Here is a 17,239-nt window from a genome sequence, read left to right on the forward strand (position 1 = left end):
GAGGCGCTCCGACGCCGACGCTCGAGGAGGAGCGCCATGCCCGATCAGCGCCCCGAGCGCATGCTCGACCGCCGACTGCTGCTCCAGCTCGGCGCGACGACCGGCCTGCTCGCGGCCTGCACGCCGGGGACTCCGAGCCCGGCGCCGACCACCAGCGCGCGCTCGACCACCTGGGAGCCGCCCGCCGGGCCGATGGCCTTCCCGGCGGGGTTCGTCTGGGGCGCGGCGACGTCGGCCTTCCAGGTCGAGGGCTCGACGGCGGCGGACGGTCGAGGGCCGTCGATCTGGGACACGTTCGCGGCGACGCCCGGGCGGATCCGCGACGGCTCGACGGGCGACCCGGCGGCCGACCACTATCGGCTGTGGGAGTCGGACCTCGACCTCATCAAGAGCCTGGGCCTGCCCGCGTACCGGTTCTCGGTGGCGTGGCCCCGCATCCAGCCGACGGGCTCGGGGGCGGTGAACCAGGCGGGCGTCGACTTCTACCGGCGGCTGGTCGACGGGCTGCTGGCGCGGGAGATCCACCCGGCGATCACGCTCTACCACTGGGACCTGCCGCAGCCGCTGCAGGACGCGGGCGGCTGGGCGGTGCGGGACACCGCCGAGCGGTTCGGCGAGTACGCGGCGGTCGTGCTCGACGCGCTGCGCGACGTCGACGCCACGTGGCTGACGATCAACGAGCCGAAGACCACCGCGTTCGTCGGCTACCGCTGGGGCTCGCACGCGCCAGGGATCACGGACGTCGACCAGGCGGCCGCCGCGGTGCACCACCAGCTGCTCGGGCACGGCAGGGCGGTCAGCGCGTTCCGGGCGAGCGGCGCCGCGGGCGGCATCGGCATCGCGCTCAACCTCCTGCCGGTGTACCCGGTGGGCCGCGACGCCGACGTCGCGTCGGTGCACGTGGACGGCGTCGAGAACCGGCTGTTCCTCGACCCGGTGCTGCTCGGGCGCTACCCGTCGGACGCCCTCGGCAGCGGGCCGGGCCAGCTGCCCGCGGACCAGGCCGCCTTCGAGGCCCTGGTCCAGGACGGCGACCTCGCCGCGATCAGTGCACCGCTCGACGTGCTCGCGGTGCAGTACTACGGGGTCACGGGGGTCGACGACGCCGGCAACGAGGTGGCGCTCTACCCGACCTCGACCGCGACGTGGCAGCAGGTGCACCCCGAGGGTCTCTACGACCTGCTCATGGACCTGCTCATCGACTACCCGGACGCCCCGCCGCTGGTCATCACCGAGAACGGGATCCYGGACCCCACGGCGGAGGGCACGACGGACGACCCCGAGCGCCTCGAGTTCCTGCGCGCCCACCTGCAGCAGGCGGCGCGGGCGATCGGCGACGGTGTGCGCCTGACCGGCTACTACGCGTGGTCGCTGCTCGACAACTTCGAGTGGGCGGAGGGCATGACCCAGCGCTGGGGTCTGGTGCACGTCGACTTCGAGACCCAGGAGCGGACGCCCAAGACGAGCGCCGGCTGGTACACCACCGTGGTCCGCGCGAACGCCGTCGACCCCGCCTGAGTTCCACTGTGCGCAGTATCACCGGGTTCAGGTAAGGCGACGGGACTTCGGTCCCGCTACCGTTGAGGTATGCCCCAGTCTGTTTCCGACGCCGCCACCGTCCCGGCCACGGCCCGCCCGAGCAAGCCTCGCAAGGTGCCCCGTGTCGTGATCCTCGGCGGCGGGACGGTCGGTCTGTACACGGCCCGCCGGCTGCGCAAGCGGCTCGGCAAGCGGGAGGCGGCCATCGTCGTCGTCGACCCCCGCCCCTACATGACCTACGCGCCGTTCCTCCCCGAGGCGGCGGCCGGGTCCATCGACCCGCGCAACGTGGTCGCCCCGCACCGTCGCGCGCTCAAGGGCGTCGACGTGCTGCAGGGCAAGGTCTCGGAGATCAACCACGCGGACCGCACCGTGGAGATCACGCCCGAGGAGGGCGACCCGTACTGGATCACCTACGACCACCTGGTCGTGGGCCTCGGCGCGGTCGCCCGCACGCTGCCCATCCCGGGGCTCGCGGACTTCGGCATCGGCTTCAAGAACGTCGAAGAGGCCATCGCCCTGCGCAACCACGTGCTCAACCGCATCGACATCGCGGCCAGCACGTGGGACCCGGAGCTGCGTCGCCGGATGCTCACCTTCGTCTTCGTCGGCGGCGGCTTCGCCGGCATCGAGGCGTTGGGCGAGGTCGAGGACATGGCCCGCACGGCGGTCAAGTACTACAAGGCCGTCGAGCAGGAGGAGCTGCGCTTCGTCCTCGTCGAGGGCTCGCCGCGGATCCTCCCCGAGGTCAGCGAGGAGCTGGGCGGCTACACGCTCGAGCAGCTGCGCAAGCGCGACATCGAGATCCACCTCTCGACGTTCCTGAGCAGCTGCATCGACGGCCACATCGTCCTGTCGAACAAGACCGAGTTCGACGCCGAGACGCTCGTGTGGACGGCCGGCGTGAAGGCCAACCCGGTGCTGCAGCACTCGGACCTGCCGCTGGACCAGATGGGCCGGGTGACGTGCAACGCGTTCCTGCAGGTGGTCGACGCCGACGGCACGGTCGTCCCCGACGCCTACGCCGCCGGTGACTGCGCCGCCGTGCCGGACCTCTACAACCCCGGCAAGTTCTGCCCGCCGAACGCCCAGCACGCGCTGCGCGAGGGCAACCACCTGGGCGACAACCTCTCCCGCGTGCTGCGCTCGGCCGAGCTGACCGAGTACAAGCACAAGAACATCGGTGCCGTCGCGTCGCTCGGCATGTACAAGGGCGTCGCGCAGATGTTCGGGCGCATCAAGGTCCGCGGCTTCCTCGCGTGGGTGCTGCACCGCTCGTACCACGTGGCCGCCATGCCGACGTTCAACCGCAAGATCAAGATCGCCGCGGGTTGGACGGGTTCGCTGCTGCTGCGCCGCGAGGTCGTGGCGCTCGGCAGCCTGCACGACCCGCGCGCGGAGTTCCGCGCCGCGTCGGTGCCGCCCAAGCCGCGCGTCGTCGAGCCCGGCGCGGGCGACCCCGCGCTGGAGTCCGCAGCGATGCCGAAGAAGGCCTCGAAGACGGCCTGACCACGACGACGACGAGCCCCCGATCCCCTCGCGGACCGGGGGCTCGTTCGCGTCCTGGCAGGATGTGGCGCGGCCCCCGTAGCCCAACTGGCAGAGGCAGCCGGCTTAAACCCGGCACAGTCCGGGTTCGAACCCCGGCGGGGGCACCGGTCGAGTGCTGGGATGGTGAGCCATGCAGAGAATCGCGATACGACGACGTGTCACGCGGATCAGCCTCGAGGGCGGCGCCCGCCAGGTCGAGGACGTGCTCGCGGCGGAGGAGCCCCTGGAGATCCGGGTCGGCGGCCGACCGTTCGCGGTCACCATGCGCACGCCGGGCCACGACGTCGACCTCGCCGCCGGGTTCCTGGTGTCCGAGGGCGTGGTCGGGGCCGCGGAGGACTTCGCCGCCGCGCGGTACTGCGCCGGCGCGACCGAGGAGGGCCTGAACACCTACAACGTCCTCGACGTGACGCTGGGCCGCGACGTGCTCCCGCCGGACCCGAGCCTGGAGCGCGACCTCGTCACGACGTCGGCCTGCGGCCTGTGCGGGAAGTCGAGCATCGACGCGGTGCGCACCCGCTCGCGCTGGACCGTCGCCGACGACCACCTCGTGGTGCCGGCGGAGCTGCTGGCGACGTTCCCCGACCGGCTCCGCGAGCGGCAGGAGGTGTTCGCCACGACGGGCGGGCTGCACGCCGCCGGTCTCTTCGACGCCGCCACTGGGGAGCTGCTCGTGCTGCGCGAGGACGTCGGCCGCCACAACGCGGTCGACAAGGTGGTCGGCTGGGCGCTGACGAGCGGGATGCTGCCGCTGCGTGGCACGGTGCTCATGGTGTCGGGGCGGTCGTCGTTCGAGCTCACGCAGAAGGCGCTCATGGCCGGCATCCCCGTCCTGGCCTCGGTGTCCGCGCCGTCGTCGCTGGCCGTCGACCTCGCGCGCGAGTCGGGGATCACGCTGGTCGGGTTCCTGCGCGGACCGTCGATGGTCGTGTACTCGCGGCCGGACCGGGTGCCGGTCGGGGTGGCGGTCCCGTGACCCGCGAGCCGCGGCTGACCGTCCGCCCGCCCGAGCCGTGGGCCGTCGGGCTGCCCTCGGTGGTCAGCGCGATGCGGTACGCCGTCGACGGCCTGGGTCCGGCCCGCTCGCTCCGGCTGCTGAGCCGGGTGAACCAGAAGGACGGTTTCGACTGCATGAGCTGCGCGTGGCCGGACCCGGACCACCGCGGCCGGATCGAGTTCTGCGAGAACGGTGCTCGCGCGGTCACCTGGGAGGCCACCACGCTGACCGTGCCGACGTCCTTCTGGGCCGAGCACCCGGTGTCGGACCTGCTGGAGCGGTCGGAGTACTGGCTGGGCTCGCAGGGCAGGCTGGTCGAGCCGGTGTACAAGGCGGCGGCCAGCGACCACTACGTCCCGATCAGCTGGGTGGACGCGTTCCGGCTGGTGGCCGACAAGCTGCGGGGGCTCGAGTCGCCGGACCAGGCCGCGTTCTACACCAGCGGCCGCACCGCGAACGAGACGGCGTTCGTCTACCAGCTCTTCGTGCGCGCCTTCGGCACCAACAACCTGCCCGACTGCTCGAACATGTGCCACGAGTCGACCGGCACCGCGATGCTCGAGACCCTGGGCGTCGGCAAGTCGACCATCGCGTACGACGACGTCGCGAAGGCCGACCTGATCATCGTGATGGGGCAGAACCCCGGCACGAACCACCCGCGCATGCTCACCGCGCTGGAGGAGGCGAAGCGCGCGGGCGCCGGCATCGTCGCCGTGAACCCGCTGCCGGAAGCGGCCCTGCGGCGCTACAAGAACCCGCAGACCGTCCGCGGCATCGTCGGGCGCGGCACCGACCTGGCCGACCAGTTCTTGCAGATCCGCAGCGGGGGCGACATGGCCCTGCTGCAGTGGGTCTCGCGGCGCGTGCTCGAGGCGGAGGACCGGAACCCGGGCACCGTGCTGGACCACGCGTTCCTGGCGGAGCACACGCTCGGCCTCGAGGCGCTCCGGGCGCACCTGGCCGCGCTCGACGAGCAGGAGGTGCTCGCCGCGACGGGTCTGACCGCGGCCGAGATGGACCAGCTGGCCGACCGCTACCTCGCCGCCGAGCGCGTGATCATCACGTGGGCGATGGGCATCACCCAGCACCGCAAGGGCGTCGACACGATCAAGGAGATCGTCAACCTGCTGCTGCTGCGCGGGAACATCGGCAAGCCCGGGGCGGGTGCGTCCCCGATCCGCGGGCACAGCAACGTGCAGGGCGACCGGACGATGGGCATCTGGGAGCGGATGCCCGACAGCTTCCTGGACGCTCTCGGTGCCGAGTTCTCGTTCGAGCCCCCGCGCCGCCACGGGCTGGACTCCGTGCGGGCGATCCAGGCGATGCAGCGGGGCGAGGTCACGGTCTGGTTCGCGCTCGGCGGCAACCTGGTCGCGGCGATCTCGGACACGGCGGCGGCCGAGGCCGCGATGCGCGGGACGGACCTGACCGTGCAGGTGTCCACCAAGCTGAACCGGTCGCACGCGGTCACGGGCGCGGAGGCGCTCATCCTGCCGACGCTCGGTCGCACCGACGTCGACCTGCAGGAGACGGGCCCACAGTTCCTGTCCGTCGAGGACTCCGTGTGCGCGGTGCACGGCACGCACGGCGCGGTCGCGCCCGTGTCGGACATGCTGCTGTCCGAGGTCTCGATCGTCACGCGGTTGGCCCGCGCGGTGCTCGGCGACGACGGTCCCATCGACTGGGCCGGTTTCGAGCGCGACTACAACACCATCCGCGAGTCGATCGCCCGCGTCGTACCCGGCTTCCAGGACTTCAACCGGCAGGTCCGTCGCCAGGGCGGGTTCGTCCTGCCCAACGGGCCACGGGACTCCCGCACGTTCCCGACCGCGACAGGCAAGGCCATGCTCACGGTCAACGCGTTGGTGCCGGTCGAGTGCCCGCCGGGCCGGCTGATCCTGCAGACGATCCGCTCGCACGACCAGTTCAACACCACGATGTACAGCCTCGACGACCGGTACCGGGGCATCAGGGGCGGCCGCGAGGTCGTCTTCGTGAACCCGGACGACCTCCTCGAGCTCGGGCTCGCCGACGGCGACCGCGTCGACGTCGCGAGCGAGTGGCCGGGGGAGCCGGACCGCTGGCTGCGGGGCTACCGCGTCGTGGCCTATCCCACGTCACGCGGGTGCGCCGCCGCGTACTTCCCCGAGGCGAACGTGCTGATCCCGCTGGCCAGCACGGCGATCGGCAGCAACACCCCGGTGTCCAAGGCGATCGTCGTGCGGCTGGAGAAGAGCGGCGGGTAGCCGTCAGACGACGCAGAACTCGTTGCCCTCGGGGTCCGCCAGCACGACGTGGTCGAGGTCGCCGCGCAGCGTGTGCTCGGCGAGCACCGTGGCCCCGGCGGCCGTCAGCCGTGCGACGGCCGCGCGGATCCGCGCCTCGCGCTCGGCCTGCGGGGCGGACCGGCCGCCGGACTCCCGCAGGTCGAGGTGCAGGCGGTTCTTGACCACCTTGCCCTCCGGCACCCGCAGGAACGACAGGGACGGCAGCATGCCGTCGGGGTCGGCCAGGTAGGCGCCGTCGTCGCGCTCGTCCGGCGGCACCTCATGGTGCTCCGCCCAAACGTCCCAGGTGTCGAAGCCGTCCGGAGGCGGCGGCTCGACGTAGCCGAGCGCGGGCCCCCAGAACCGGGCCATGGCCATCGGACTCGTGCAGTCGAACGTCACCGTCCACATCGGTCAGTCCAGCTCCTTCTCCGACTCCTCGATCGTGGCGAGCCAGTCGCGCTTGGTGGCGCGCCAGCCCTCGTCGTCGGCGCCGAGCCGCCAGTAGCCCGAGACCGACAGCTGGTCGCGGGACAGGCCGCGGTCGACGCGGACGTGCTTGCGCAGCTCTCGGACCGCCCCGGCCTCGCCGTGCACGAACGCGCTGACCGGCGCGGGCAGCTCCGGGAGTGCCGTGAGGGCGTCGACGAGCGCGAGCCCGGCGACACCGATGCCCTGGTGCACCCAGTGCACGTGCACCCCGGGCGGGAAGGTCAGCGGGATCTCGTCCTCGGCCCCGTGCACCTCGATCACGGCGTGCCCGACGGCGTCGGCCGGCAGCCGCTCGAGCGCGACGGCGATGGCCGGCAGCGCRCTGGCGTCGCCGGCGAACAGGTGCGACGCCGCGGCGGGGTCGGGGGACCAGGCGCCGCCGGGCCCGACCAGCAGGACCTCGTCGCCGGGTTGGGCCTTCGCGGACCACGGGCCGGCGATGCCCTCGTCGCCGTGCACGACGAAGTCGAGCGTGAGCTCGCTCGCGGCGGCGTCCCAGGCGCGGACGGTGTACGAGCGCTGGCGGGGCTGCTGGTCCGCCGGCAGGGTCGCGCGGACCGCGTCGAGGTCGAGCCGCCCGTCCTCGCGCAGCGGGCGCTCCGTGCCGTCGGGCAGGAAGACGACCTTGACGTAGGAGTCGGCGTGCGGCGACGGCTCGAACCCGTCGACGCCGACCACCACCCGCACCATCGTGGCGGCCAGGAGCTCCGTCCGGACGACCACTCCCACCAGGGGTGCAGGGCGCGGTCGTCGGGCGGGTGCGTCGGTCATCGCGGTCCTTCGTCGGAGCGGTCGGTCGTGCGGCGGCCCACGCTAGCCGAGACGGCTGTCAGGTGCCGGTCGCGTGCGAGTCGAGGTCGTCGTTGAGCCGGGTCAGCAGGACGGCCAGCTGGCGCCGCTCGTCGTCGGACCAGTCGGAGAGCACGTCGGCGTACACGTCCGCGCGCGCGGCGCGGGTCTCGGCTAGGGCCGCGGCGCCGGCGGGCGTCATGGTGACGACGGCCCGGCGACCGTCGTGCACGTCGCGCTCCCGGGTGACGTAGCCGGCCGCCTCCATGGCCAGCACCTGGCGGGTCACGGTCGACGCGTCCAGGCGCAGGTGGTCCGCGATCTCGTTGATCCCGGCCGGGCCCGTGGTGTCGAGGAGCCGCAGCGCGAGGTACGCGGAGCGCTCCAGCGTCGAGGCCAGGCGCGTCGTCGCCCGGCGGCTGCGGTCGGCGAGCCGCAGCAGCAGCGCCACCTGGGTCTCGACCGCCACCACGGCGTCGTCGTCGGTCATGGGTGTAGCATACATGTAAGTACCTGCCCCATACAGATAATCGCGAACGCACAAGGAAAGAGCCCGTGGCGTCATCCCGCACCGAACCGAACAAGACCGCGATCTACTCGACCGCCCTGACGGCGTTCTTCGCCATCGCGGGCATCGCGATCGTCGACCCCATCCTCCCGGCCATCGGCGCCGCCATCGGCGCGACCACGTGGCAGATCGAGCTGCTGTTCACCGCGTACATCGCCGTCATGGCGGTCGGCATGATCCCCGCCGTCATGGCCACCGGGAAGTTCGGCTACAAGAAGGTCCTGGCCACGGGCGTGAGCACTGTCGCCGTCGCCGCCATCCTCGCGTCCCTCTCCAACGGGATCGTGTCGCTGGCGCTGCTGCGCGGCCTGTGGGGCCTGGGCAACGCGATGTTCTTCGCCACCGCCATGGTGCTGCTGGTGTCGCTGGCCAACGACAAGAAGTGGGTCGTCGAGCTGTTCGAGACCTGCGTCGGGCTCGGGTTCGCCATCGGCCCCCTGATCGGTGGCCTGCTCGGGCAGATCAGCTGGCGCGTGCCGTTCTTCCTGTGCGGGCTGTTCATGATCGCGGCGCTGATCATCTCGCTCACGCGGCTCAAGGACCCCGACGAGATGCCGGCGCCGCTGCGGCTCGGTCAGGTGTTCCACCCGTTCCGCCGGCCGGCGTTCGTCGCGCTCTGCGTGATCACCGCGACCTACAACTTCGTGTTCTTCATCGTGCTGGGCTTCACGCCGATCTTCCTGGGCCTCGACGTGGTGCCGCTCGGGCTCGTGTTCACCGCGTGGGGCGCCGGTCTCGCCTTCGGCATCCTGGTCGTGGGGCACCGCCTCGCGCACCGGTTCGGCGCGGTGCAGACCGTCGGGTTCGCGCTGATGGTCCTCATGCTCACCCTGATCGGCCTGGCCACCTCGCACAGCACCGCGCAGTCCGTGGTCGTGCTGATCGTCGCGGGCGTCTGCATGGGCATCTGCAACGCCAACCTCACGGACCTCGCGCTGGCCACCGGCTCGCCCGACCGCCGCGTCACCACCGGGGCGTTCAACCTGGTCCGGTGGGGCTTCGCGGCTCCCGCGCCGGTCGTCGCCGGGCTGCTGGCCGAGCACGTCGGCATGAGCGCGCCGTTCTGGGTCGCGGTCGCCGTGCTCGCCGTCGGCATCCTGACGTTCCTCGTGTTCGGTCACATGCTCGCCCGCACCGTGGGGGAGCGGGTGCTCTGGTCGCGCTGGAACCGCGAGGCCGAGGCGCTCGAGGGCACGCCCGAGGAGGCGCTCGGCCAGGTCGTCTGACCTGTGCGGCGGGCGTGACGCAGAACGCGTCCGAAAGACGACGAAGGGGGCGGCCCGGGATCCGGACCGCCCCCTTCGGTGTGCCTGACGTCAGGCGTCGCGCTTCTTGAGCAGCACCGCGGCGACCCCGAGGACGATCGCCACCCACAGCAGCAGCACGCCGTAGCCCTGCCACGCGGTCAGGTCGGCGCCGATGGGCGACGCCGCAGCGGCCGCCTCCAGCTGCGCGTCGGTCTGCGTCAGCTGCTGGCCCGCGACCCCCGGGAGGAACGGGAACATGTACGTCAGCGGCTTCCACGGGATGGCACCGAAGATGATCGGCGCCACCAGCAGCAGCCCCAGGACGGTCGCCAGAGCGGCGGCCGAGTGCCGCATGAGCGCGCCCAGGGCGTAGGCGAACAGCGCGATCGTCGCCAGGTACACGGCGGTGCCGACGAGCGGCCGGATCAGGTCCGGGTCCGTCACGTCGATGCTCAGGTCCTTGCTGTCGAAGAACAGCCACTGCAGCGCCGCGGCGACCGCGACCGCGATCAGCGAGGCCGCGAACACCGCGACCACGAGCACGATCGCCTTGGACCAGAGCATCGGCAGCCGCTTGGGCACCGCGGTCAGGCTCGAGCGGATCATGCCGGTGGAGTACTCGCTGGTGATGGTGAGCGCACCGAGGACGGCGAGCGCCAGCTGGGCGAGCGTGACGGCGACGCTGAACGGGCCGAGGGCGTCGCTGGCCTGCGCGGCCGTCGGGCCGCCCTGGTCAGGGCTGGGCGCGTTGACGAAGGCCAGGCTGATCAGCACGACCAGGCCGACCGTCGCGACCAGGAAGATCGACAGGGTCCAGGTGGTCGAGCGGACCGACCAGAACTTGATCCACTCGCCGCGCAGCAGGTGGCCGAAGCCGAGCTTGTAGCTCTGCGGGGCCGTGGCGTGTCGGTGCGGCTCGGTGGCGACGGCGGCGCTCATCGGGCGTCCTCTCCGGTGGTGGTGGCGGCGGGGGCGGCGTGCGCGCCGTGCGGCGCGGACGTCTCGCCGGGCAGCGCGGCGGAGTGGTACTCGACCGAGTCCGAGGTCAGCGACATGTATGCCTCCTCCAGCGAGCCCGACACGGGCGTGAGCTCGTGGAGCACGAAGCCGTGCTTGGCCGCGATCTCGCCGACCTCGGCCGCCGTCGCGCCGTGGATCTCGAGGAGACCGTCGGGCGACGGGGTCACCGTCACGGCCGGCCCGGCGAGGCGGGCCGCGAGGTCGGTGGCCTGCGGGGACCGGACGCGGACGGTCGCCCGCGTGGCCTGGGCGATCACCGAGTCGACGGGACCGTCGGCGATGATCCTGCCCTTGCCGATGACGATCAGGTGGTCCGCGGTCACGGCCATCTCGCTCATCAGGTGCGACGAGAGGAAGACGGTCCGGCCCTCGGAGGCCGCCAGGTACTTGACCAGGTTGCGCACCCAGAGGACGCCCTCGGGATCGAGGCCGTTCACGGGCTCGTCGAGGATCAGCGTCTGCGGGTCGCCGACCAGGGCGGCCGCGATGCCGAGCCGCTGCCCCATGCCGAGCGAGAAGCCGCCGACCCGCCGCTTGGCGACGGTGTCGAGGCCGGTCATCGAGATGACCTCGTTGACGCGCTTGTCGCCGATGCCGTGCGTGGCGGCGATGGCGCGGAGGTGGTTGCGGGCGCTGCGGCCCGTGTGGACCGCCTTGGCCTCGAGCAGCGCGCCCACCTGCGTGAGCGGCGAGTGGTGCTCGGCGTACCGCTTGCCGTTGACGGTCACGGTGCCGTGCGTGGGCTTGTCGAGCCCGACGATCATCCGCATCGTCGTCGACTTGCCTGCGCCGTTGGGTCCCAGGAAGCCGGTGACCCTTCCTGGCTGGACGGTGAACGAGATGCCGTCCACCGCCAGCTTGGTGCCGTATCTCTTCGTGAGTTCGTGGGCCTCGATCATCGGGTGTCCTCGTCGTCGGGTGTGGTGCCGTGTCGACCCTAGGGCGCTGCCGCAGGCCCAGGCATCGGACCACAGGCGGAGCGCCGAACCGGCCGAAAGGCCGAGGTGCAGAATGTCGGGAACGAACGTGTCCCTGTCCACGTTCGCTACGGTGACAGCCTTGTCTGACAGCGCCCGATCCGTCCAGGAGGACGCCATGGCCAATCCCGTGTTCAACAACAGTCCGGTCTTCCAGGATCCCGTCCAGCGCCGGGGCCAGAAGGCGCCCACGTCGACGGTCTCCTACGGCACCGCCGGTGCGCAGACGGCCGACGCCGCGACGCTCGACACCCTCTACAACGCCCCGTCCGCGACCACGCGCGACACCGGGCGGCTGACGTACGACGACGTCATCATCCGCACCGGCGGCCTGCTCGCGCTGCTGGTCGTCGTCGCCGCGGGGTCCTGGTACGTCACGCCGACCGCTCCGTGGATCCTCTGGGTCGGCATGATCGCGGGCCTGGTCCTCGGCCTGGTCAACGCGTTCCGCAAGGAGCCGAGCCCGCCGCTGATCATCCTGTACACGGCGGCGCAGGGGCTCTTCCTCGGCGGCATCAGCTACCTGTTCCAGAACTACGCGGTCGAGGGCACGTCGACCGGCACCGCGGCGCCGATCGTCACGCAGGCCGTCATCGCGACCCTGGCGACGTTCGCCGGCGCGCTCGTGCTGTTCCGCTCCGGCAAGATCCGGGTCACGCCGCGGTTCACGCGCTGGCTGCTGATCGGCCTGGTCGGTTACCTGATCTTCTCGGTCGCCAACCTCGTGGCGTCGTTCTTCCTGGCGAGCGACGGCTTCGGTCCGTTCCGCAACGGCATCTGGGGCGTGCTCGCCGGCCTGGTGGGCGTCGGGCTCGCCGCCGCCAGCCTGATCGTGGACTTCGACGCCATCAAGCGCGGCGTCGAGAAGGGCGCCCCGGCCAAGTTCGCGTGGTCGGCCGCCTTCGGCCTCATCGTCACGCTGGTCTGGCTGTACCTCGAGTTCCTGCGCCTGTTCGCGATCCTGCAGGGTCGCAACTGACGGGCTGAGCACGGCCTCTCGTCGGCCCGGATGCGATGATCGATGCGCATCCGGGCCGACGTGCGTCCGCCCGCCCCAACACCCCTGGGAGCAGCAGCACCGTGAAGTACRCGAAGCACATCTCGGAGCTCGTCGGCGGCACCCCGCTCGTCCAGCTCACGTCCGTGACCGCAGGCCTGACGGCGACGATCCTCGCCAAGGTCGAGTACATGAACCCCGGCGGCTCCGTGAAGGACCGCATCGCCCTGAAGATGATCGAGGCCGCGGAGGCGAGCGGCGAGCTGCAGCCCGGCGGCACGATCATCGAGCCGACCAGCGGCAACACCGGCGTCGGCCTGGCCCTCGTGGCGCAGCGCAAGGGCTACCGCTGCGTGTTCGTCTGCCCCGACAAGGTCAGCCAGGACAAGCGCGACGTGCTGCGGGCCTACGGCGCCGAGGTCGTCGTGACCCCCACCGCCGTCGCGCCGGACCACCCCAACTCGTACTACTCGGTGTCGGACCGCCTGGCGCGCGAGACCCCCGGCGGCTGGAAGCCCAACCAGTACGCCAACCCGAACGGGCCGGCCAGCCACTACGAGTCGACCGGTCCCGAGATCTGGGCCGACACCGACGGGCGCGTCACGCACCTGGTCGCGGGGGTCGGCACCGGCGGCACGATCACCGGGACCGGGCGCTACCTGCACGACGTCTCCGACGGGCGGGTGGTCGTCATCGGCGCCGACCCCGCGGGCTCGGTGTACTCCGGCGGCGACGGGCGGCCCTACCTGGTCGAGGGCGTGGGCGAGGACTTCTGGCCGACCGCGTACGACCCGACCGTGCCCGACGAGATCATCGCCGTCTCCGACGCCGACTCGTTCTCGATGACCCGGCGGCTGGCCCGCGAGGAGGGGCTGCTGGTCGGCGGCTCCTGCGGCATGGCGGTCGAGGCGACGCTGCGGTACGCGCGGCGGCTGCAGGAGGACGACCCGGAGGCGGCCGCGGCGGCCGTCATCGTCGTGCTCCTGCCCGACAGCGGGCGCGGGTACCTGTCCAAGATCTTCAACGACTCGTGGATGCGGTCGTACGGGTTCCTGGCCGCCGACGAGGGCGCGACCGTGGCCGACGTGCTGCGCACCAAGACCGGCGCGCTGCCCGACCTGGTGCACACGCACCCGAACGAGACCGTGCGCGACGCCATCGAGATCCTGCACGAGTACGGCGTCTCGCAGATGCCGGTCGTGGGGGCCGAGCCGCCGGTGAAGATCGGCGAGGTGGCCGGCGCGGTCAGCGAGCGCGAGCTGCTCGACGCGGTGTTCTCGGGCGAGGCGGAGCTGTCCGACCGGGTGGACCGGCACATGTCGTCCGCGCTGCCGCTCATCGGGTCCGGCGAGAGCGTCGAGTCCGCGCGGTCGGCTCTGCAGAAGGCCGACGCGCTCATGGTGGTCGACGACGGGTCGCCCGTCGGGGTCCTCACGCGTCACGACCTGCTGGGGTTCCTGGCGCGGTAGGTTCTGCCGGGAAACGCTGTCCGCCTGCGTCTCCTCTGTCCGTCTACTGTCCTTCCTCTGTCCGTCCTCTGTCCGTCCTCTGTCGTCCGAAGGAGCACGATGGCCCTGTTCGACCTGCCCCTGCCCGAGCTCGAGCGCTACCTGCCCGAGCTGGACGAGCCGGGGGACTTCGACGAGTTCTGGTCGTCGACACTGGCCGACGCGCGGCGGTTCGAGCTCGGCCTCACGGTGGAGTCGGTGGACACCGGGCTCACCGCGATCGACGCGTTCGACGTGACGTTCGCGGGGTTCGGCGGGCACCCGATCAAGGCGTGGGTGACCCGGCCGGCCGGTGCCGTCGGCGACCTGCCGGCGGTCGTCGAATTGCTCGGGTACGGCGGCGGACGGGGGTTCGCGCACGAGCGGCTCGCCTGGGCCGCCGCCGGGTACGTGCACCTGGTGATGGACACCCGCGGGCAGGGCTCGACCTGGGGGAACGGCGGGCACACGCCCGACCCGGCCGGGTCCGGTCCGGCGTCGCCGGGCGTGATGACGCGCGGGATCCTCGACCCCCACGACCACTACTACCGGCGCCTGATCACCGACGGCGTCCGCGCGGTCGACGCCGTCCGGGCACTGCCGGGCGTCGACGCCTCCCGCGTGGCGGTGACCGGGATCAGCCAGGGCGGCGGGCTGGCGCTCGCGGTCGGCGGGCTGGCGGACGGGCTGGTCGCGGTCATGCCGGACGTCCCGTTCCTGTGCCACTACCCGCGGGCGCTCGCGATCACCGACGCGTTCCCGTACGGCGAGCTCGTGCAGTACCTCGCCGTGCACCGCGACGAGGAGGCCGTCGCCATGCGCACCATGTCGTACTTCGACGGCGTCCACTTCGCGCGTCGTGCGTCGGCGCCCGCGCTGTTCTCGGTCGCGCTGCGTGACCAGACGTGCCCGCCCTCGACCGTGTTCGCGGCGTACAACCACTACGCGGGGCTGTCGTCCGCGTCGCCCGCGACGGAGATCGAGGTCTACGCCTACAACCAGCACGAGGGCGGCCAGGCGTTCCAGGTGGACCGCCAGCTGCACTGGCTGGGCGCGCTGCTCGCGGGGCGGCAGGCAGCGGTCGTGTCGGAACCGCGCGTCTGAGCCTCCCGATCAGGGCGAGCGCGGCGCCCGCAAGGCCGACGAGCTCGCGTCGTTGCACGCTCCGGGGTCGGCGACCGAGCCCGGCCGTGCCGCGCGGACGGCGGCGTCGGGTGCAGGGGGCTCGCCGGACGGTGTCGGCGGTGCCCGCCACAGCGGGGCGACGGGCGCGATGCGGCACCTCCACGAGGGGCGCGCCCGGTCCGCCTCGCACGGGGTCGACCTCCTGCCCGGGGCCTGAGGGTCGCCGCAGCTGCGCGTCGCCACCTGCTGCTGCACGACGTCGTCGGGTACCCCGGGCCCGGCACCGGTCACCCACTCGGCCCCCGCCACCGCCGAGGCAACCATCGCCACGGAGATCGCACCGGCTGCGAGTCGGTGGTGGTGGTGCGCGCCCGGCCCTGGGTGCGGTCGCTCGTCGTCCGGGAGCAGCTCGAACTCCAGCAGCGTGGCGACGTGCGGGCGGCGGGTCACCGGGGGCTCCGGGAGCGAGTGTCGGGCCGGCCCGACCGGGCGCCGCATGCCCAGGCCTCGCGGGCAGGGAGTGCCGTGCGAGTGGTCGGCCGTGCGTCCGGGGTCGTCATGGGGGGCAGCTTCTCGGGCATCAAGGCTAGCGCGGGGCCACGCGGTATGCCCCCGCCGGGTCAGCTCACGCCGAGGCGCTGCAGCCCTCCGACCAGACCGTCGATCAGGAACGTGAAGCTGACGTCCACGTCGTCCGGCATGCCGAACCCGCCGTCCAGCTCGAGGACGATGAAGCCGTGCACGGCGGCACGGACCGCCCGGACGGCGTCGATGCGACGCTCCTCGGGTACGCCCAGCGCGGCGACCCCGGCGGCGAGCTCGTCGACGACCCGGACGCTCGCCGCGCGGACGGCGTGCGCCTCGGGGTCATGGATCCACGCAGCGCCCTGGACGGCCCCGTAGCGCCCGGGGTGCCGTCGTGCGAGGTCCCGGATCGACCGCGCCATGGCCGGGATCACGTCGGCGCCGTCGTGCTCGGCGTGCGCCTCCCGCAGCGCGTCCCCGAACTCCTCGATGCACCGCAGCGCGACCTCCCGGCGCAGTGCGGGCAGCCCCGCGACGTGCTTGTAGAGGCTCGGGACCGCGACGCCCGCCCGGCCCGCGACCGCGGCCAGCGTGAGGGTGGCGAACCCGGTGGGACCGCCGTCGTCGACGACCGCGAGGGCCAGCTCGACGACGGCGTCGCGGTCCAGGCCGGCTCTAGGCATGCGAGCTCTCGCGGACCTGGAACCGGCCGCCGGCGTCGCGAGGCAGACCCGCGAGGAACGTCAGGGTGCGGGGGACGACGACCTCGGGCGCCTGGTTCTGCGGGTAGTGGCCGACGTCCGGGATGACGGTGACGTCGGCGTCGATCGCGCCACGGATCCACTCGGCCTCCGCCGCCGGGTCCGCGAAGTCGGGGTCGATCGCGCCGACGAACGCGACGGCGGGCGCGACGATCTCGGGGACCCGCGCCTCGACGGGCGCGTGCGTGAGCTGCACGGTGAGGTGCCGGAAGGAGCGCAGGTGGGCGGGGTCCTTCATCGCGGCGCGCAGGTCCGCGACGTGCTCGTCGAGCCACGGCGCCTTGGTGCCGCGGTTGAGGTAGCCGCGGTAGTACGACGCCCAGACGGAGGCGCCCCAGGGGCGGGCGAACAGGCCGCGCATGAGGCCGTGCATCGTGGCGACGACGACCGCCGGCATCGGCCGCTCGCGCAGGAACGGGCCGGTGAGGACGAGGCCAGCGACGAGGTCGGGCCGCTCCGCGGCGGCCCACCCAGCTGCGCCCGCGCCCATCGAGTTGCCGACCAGGACCGCCGGGCCGCCCAGGTGCTCGACCAGCGCGAGGGCGTCCTGGCCGGTCACGACGTCGCCGTGGGTGCTGAACGTGGTGTCCGAGTCGCCGTGGCCGCGCAGGTCCATCACCGCGACGCGGTGGCCGGCGTCGGCGAGGGGGCCGGTGAGCTCGCGCCAGGTGCTGCGCAGGTCTCCCATGCCGGGGATGAGGACGACGAGCGGTCCGTCGGCGGGCCCGTCGACCGTGTAGGCGATCCGCCCCTCGGGGCGCTTCAGGTACTCGATGGTTGCCATGACTCAAAAGCTAATGCCATTAGCCAAACCCGTCAACCCCCGGGATCGGACCCGCACCGATCGACGGGCGAGACGCGTGCGGGCGCGCACGAGCCCGAGCGCGGCCGGGCGTC

Annotated in this window: 16 protein-coding genes and 1 tRNA gene; 9 read left to right on the forward strand and 8 right to left on the reverse strand. The window is 72.5% G+C overall.

Features of this window, described 5'->3' with window-relative positions:
• Positions 1-36 precede the first annotated feature (36 nt).
• The 5 genes from ACXJKG_RS04270 to ACXJKG_RS04290 all read left to right on the forward strand — a co-directional run bounded on the left by ACXJKG_RS04270 (position 37) and on the right by ACXJKG_RS04290 (position 6,333).
• A complete protein-coding gene (locus ACXJKG_RS04270; RefSeq protein WP_456844523.1) occupies positions 37-1,518 on the forward strand; it encodes a GH1 family beta-glucosidase in 1,482 nt (493 codons plus the stop codon).
• A 69-nt stretch (positions 1,519-1,587) separates the two neighbouring features.
• Positions 1,588-3,048, forward strand: a complete 1,461-nt coding sequence (locus tag ACXJKG_RS04275; RefSeq protein WP_456844524.1) for an NAD(P)/FAD-dependent oxidoreductase — start codon at positions 1,588-1,590, stop codon at positions 3,046-3,048.
• A gap of 72 nt (positions 3,049-3,120) precedes the next feature.
• A tRNA-Leu gene (locus tag ACXJKG_RS04280) sits at positions 3,121-3,194 on the forward strand.
• 26 nt (positions 3,195-3,220) lie between these two features.
• Complete coding sequence (gene fdhD / locus ACXJKG_RS04285; RefSeq protein WP_456844525.1) at positions 3,221-4,066, forward strand: formate dehydrogenase accessory sulfurtransferase FdhD; 846 nt, start codon at positions 3,221-3,223, stop codon at positions 4,064-4,066.
• On the forward strand, positions 4,063-6,333 hold the full coding sequence (locus ACXJKG_RS04290) for an FdhF/YdeP family oxidoreductase (RefSeq protein WP_456844526.1): 2,271 nt from the start codon (positions 4,063-4,065) through the stop codon (positions 6,331-6,333). The genes fdhD and ACXJKG_RS04290 overlap by 4 nt, the downstream gene beginning before the upstream one ends.
• 3 nt (positions 6,334-6,336) lie before the next feature.
• Here ACXJKG_RS04290 and ACXJKG_RS04295 read toward each other — a convergent pair whose 3' ends face one another.
• The 3 genes from ACXJKG_RS04295 to ACXJKG_RS04305 are packed head-to-tail and all read right to left on the reverse strand — an operon-like array spanning position 6,337 to position 8,125.
• Positions 6,337-6,765, reverse strand: a complete 429-nt coding sequence (locus tag ACXJKG_RS04295) for a VOC family protein (protein WP_456844527.1) — start codon at positions 6,763-6,765, stop codon at positions 6,337-6,339.
• Between the two features lie 3 nt (positions 6,766-6,768).
• Complete coding sequence (locus ACXJKG_RS04300) at positions 6,769-7,617, reverse strand: siderophore-interacting protein (RefSeq protein ID WP_456844528.1); 849 nt, start codon at positions 7,615-7,617, stop codon at positions 6,769-6,771.
• Positions 7,618-7,675: 58 nt separating this feature from the next.
• A complete protein-coding gene (locus ACXJKG_RS04305; RefSeq protein ID WP_456844529.1) occupies positions 7,676-8,125 on the reverse strand; it encodes a MarR family winged helix-turn-helix transcriptional regulator in 450 nt (149 codons plus the stop codon).
• 65 nt (positions 8,126-8,190) lie between these two features.
• Between ACXJKG_RS04305 and ACXJKG_RS04310 the strand changes: the two genes are divergently transcribed.
• Entirely contained in the window at positions 8,191-9,429 is a 1,239-nt protein-coding gene (locus tag ACXJKG_RS04310) for an MFS transporter (RefSeq protein WP_456844530.1), read from the forward strand.
• A gap of 90 nt (positions 9,430-9,519) precedes the next feature.
• Here the strand turns inward: ACXJKG_RS04310 and ACXJKG_RS04315 are convergent, their stop codons facing one another.
• Positions 9,520-10,389, reverse strand: coding sequence for an ABC transporter permease subunit (locus ACXJKG_RS04315; RefSeq protein WP_456844531.1), 870 nt, complete (start codon positions 10,387-10,389; stop codon positions 9,520-9,522).
• On the reverse strand, positions 10,386-11,369 hold the full coding sequence (locus ACXJKG_RS04320) for an ABC transporter ATP-binding protein (RefSeq protein WP_456844532.1): 984 nt from the start codon (positions 11,367-11,369) through the stop codon (positions 10,386-10,388). The genes ACXJKG_RS04315 and ACXJKG_RS04320 overlap by 4 nt, the downstream gene beginning before the upstream one ends.
• Positions 11,370-11,565: 196 nt before the next feature.
• Between ACXJKG_RS04320 and ACXJKG_RS04325 the strand changes: the two genes are divergently transcribed.
• The 3 genes from ACXJKG_RS04325 (at position 11,566) to ACXJKG_RS04335 (ending at position 15,035) form a co-directional block, all read left to right on the forward strand.
• The gene (locus ACXJKG_RS04325; RefSeq protein ID WP_456844533.1) at positions 11,566-12,426 is read left to right on the forward strand and encodes a Bax inhibitor-1/YccA family protein; all 861 of its coding nucleotides are present in this window, start codon (positions 11,566-11,568) and stop codon (positions 12,424-12,426) included.
• A gap of 101 nt (positions 12,427-12,527) precedes the next feature.
• Complete coding sequence (locus ACXJKG_RS04330; protein WP_456844534.1) at positions 12,528-13,913, forward strand: cystathionine beta-synthase; 1,386 nt, start codon at positions 12,528-12,530, stop codon at positions 13,911-13,913.
• A 99-nt stretch (positions 13,914-14,012) separates the two neighbouring features.
• Positions 14,013-15,035, forward strand: coding sequence for an acetylxylan esterase (locus ACXJKG_RS04335; protein WP_456844535.1), 1,023 nt, complete (start codon positions 14,013-14,015; stop codon positions 15,033-15,035).
• Between the two features lie 9 nt (positions 15,036-15,044).
• Here ACXJKG_RS04335 and ACXJKG_RS04340 read toward each other — a convergent pair whose 3' ends face one another.
• From ACXJKG_RS04340 to ACXJKG_RS04350, 3 genes are all read right to left on the reverse strand, one after another.
• Positions 15,045-15,506 (reverse strand): hypothetical protein, encoded by a 462-nt coding sequence (locus ACXJKG_RS04340; protein ID WP_456844536.1) that lies wholly within the window; start codon positions 15,504-15,506, stop codon positions 15,045-15,047.
• 170 nt (positions 15,507-15,676) lie between these two features.
• Positions 15,677-16,264 (reverse strand): TetR/AcrR family transcriptional regulator, encoded by a 588-nt coding sequence (locus ACXJKG_RS04345; RefSeq protein WP_456844537.1) that lies wholly within the window; start codon positions 16,262-16,264, stop codon positions 15,677-15,679.
• On the reverse strand, positions 16,257-17,126 hold the full coding sequence (locus tag ACXJKG_RS04350; RefSeq protein WP_456844538.1) for an alpha/beta fold hydrolase: 870 nt from the start codon (positions 17,124-17,126) through the stop codon (positions 16,257-16,259). Before ACXJKG_RS04350 ends, ACXJKG_RS04345 begins: the two co-directional genes overlap by 8 nt.
• Between the last annotated feature and the right edge of the window lie 113 nt (positions 17,127-17,239).

The sequence above is a fragment of the Cellulomonas sp. P5_C6 genome (genome assembly GCF_054049635.1).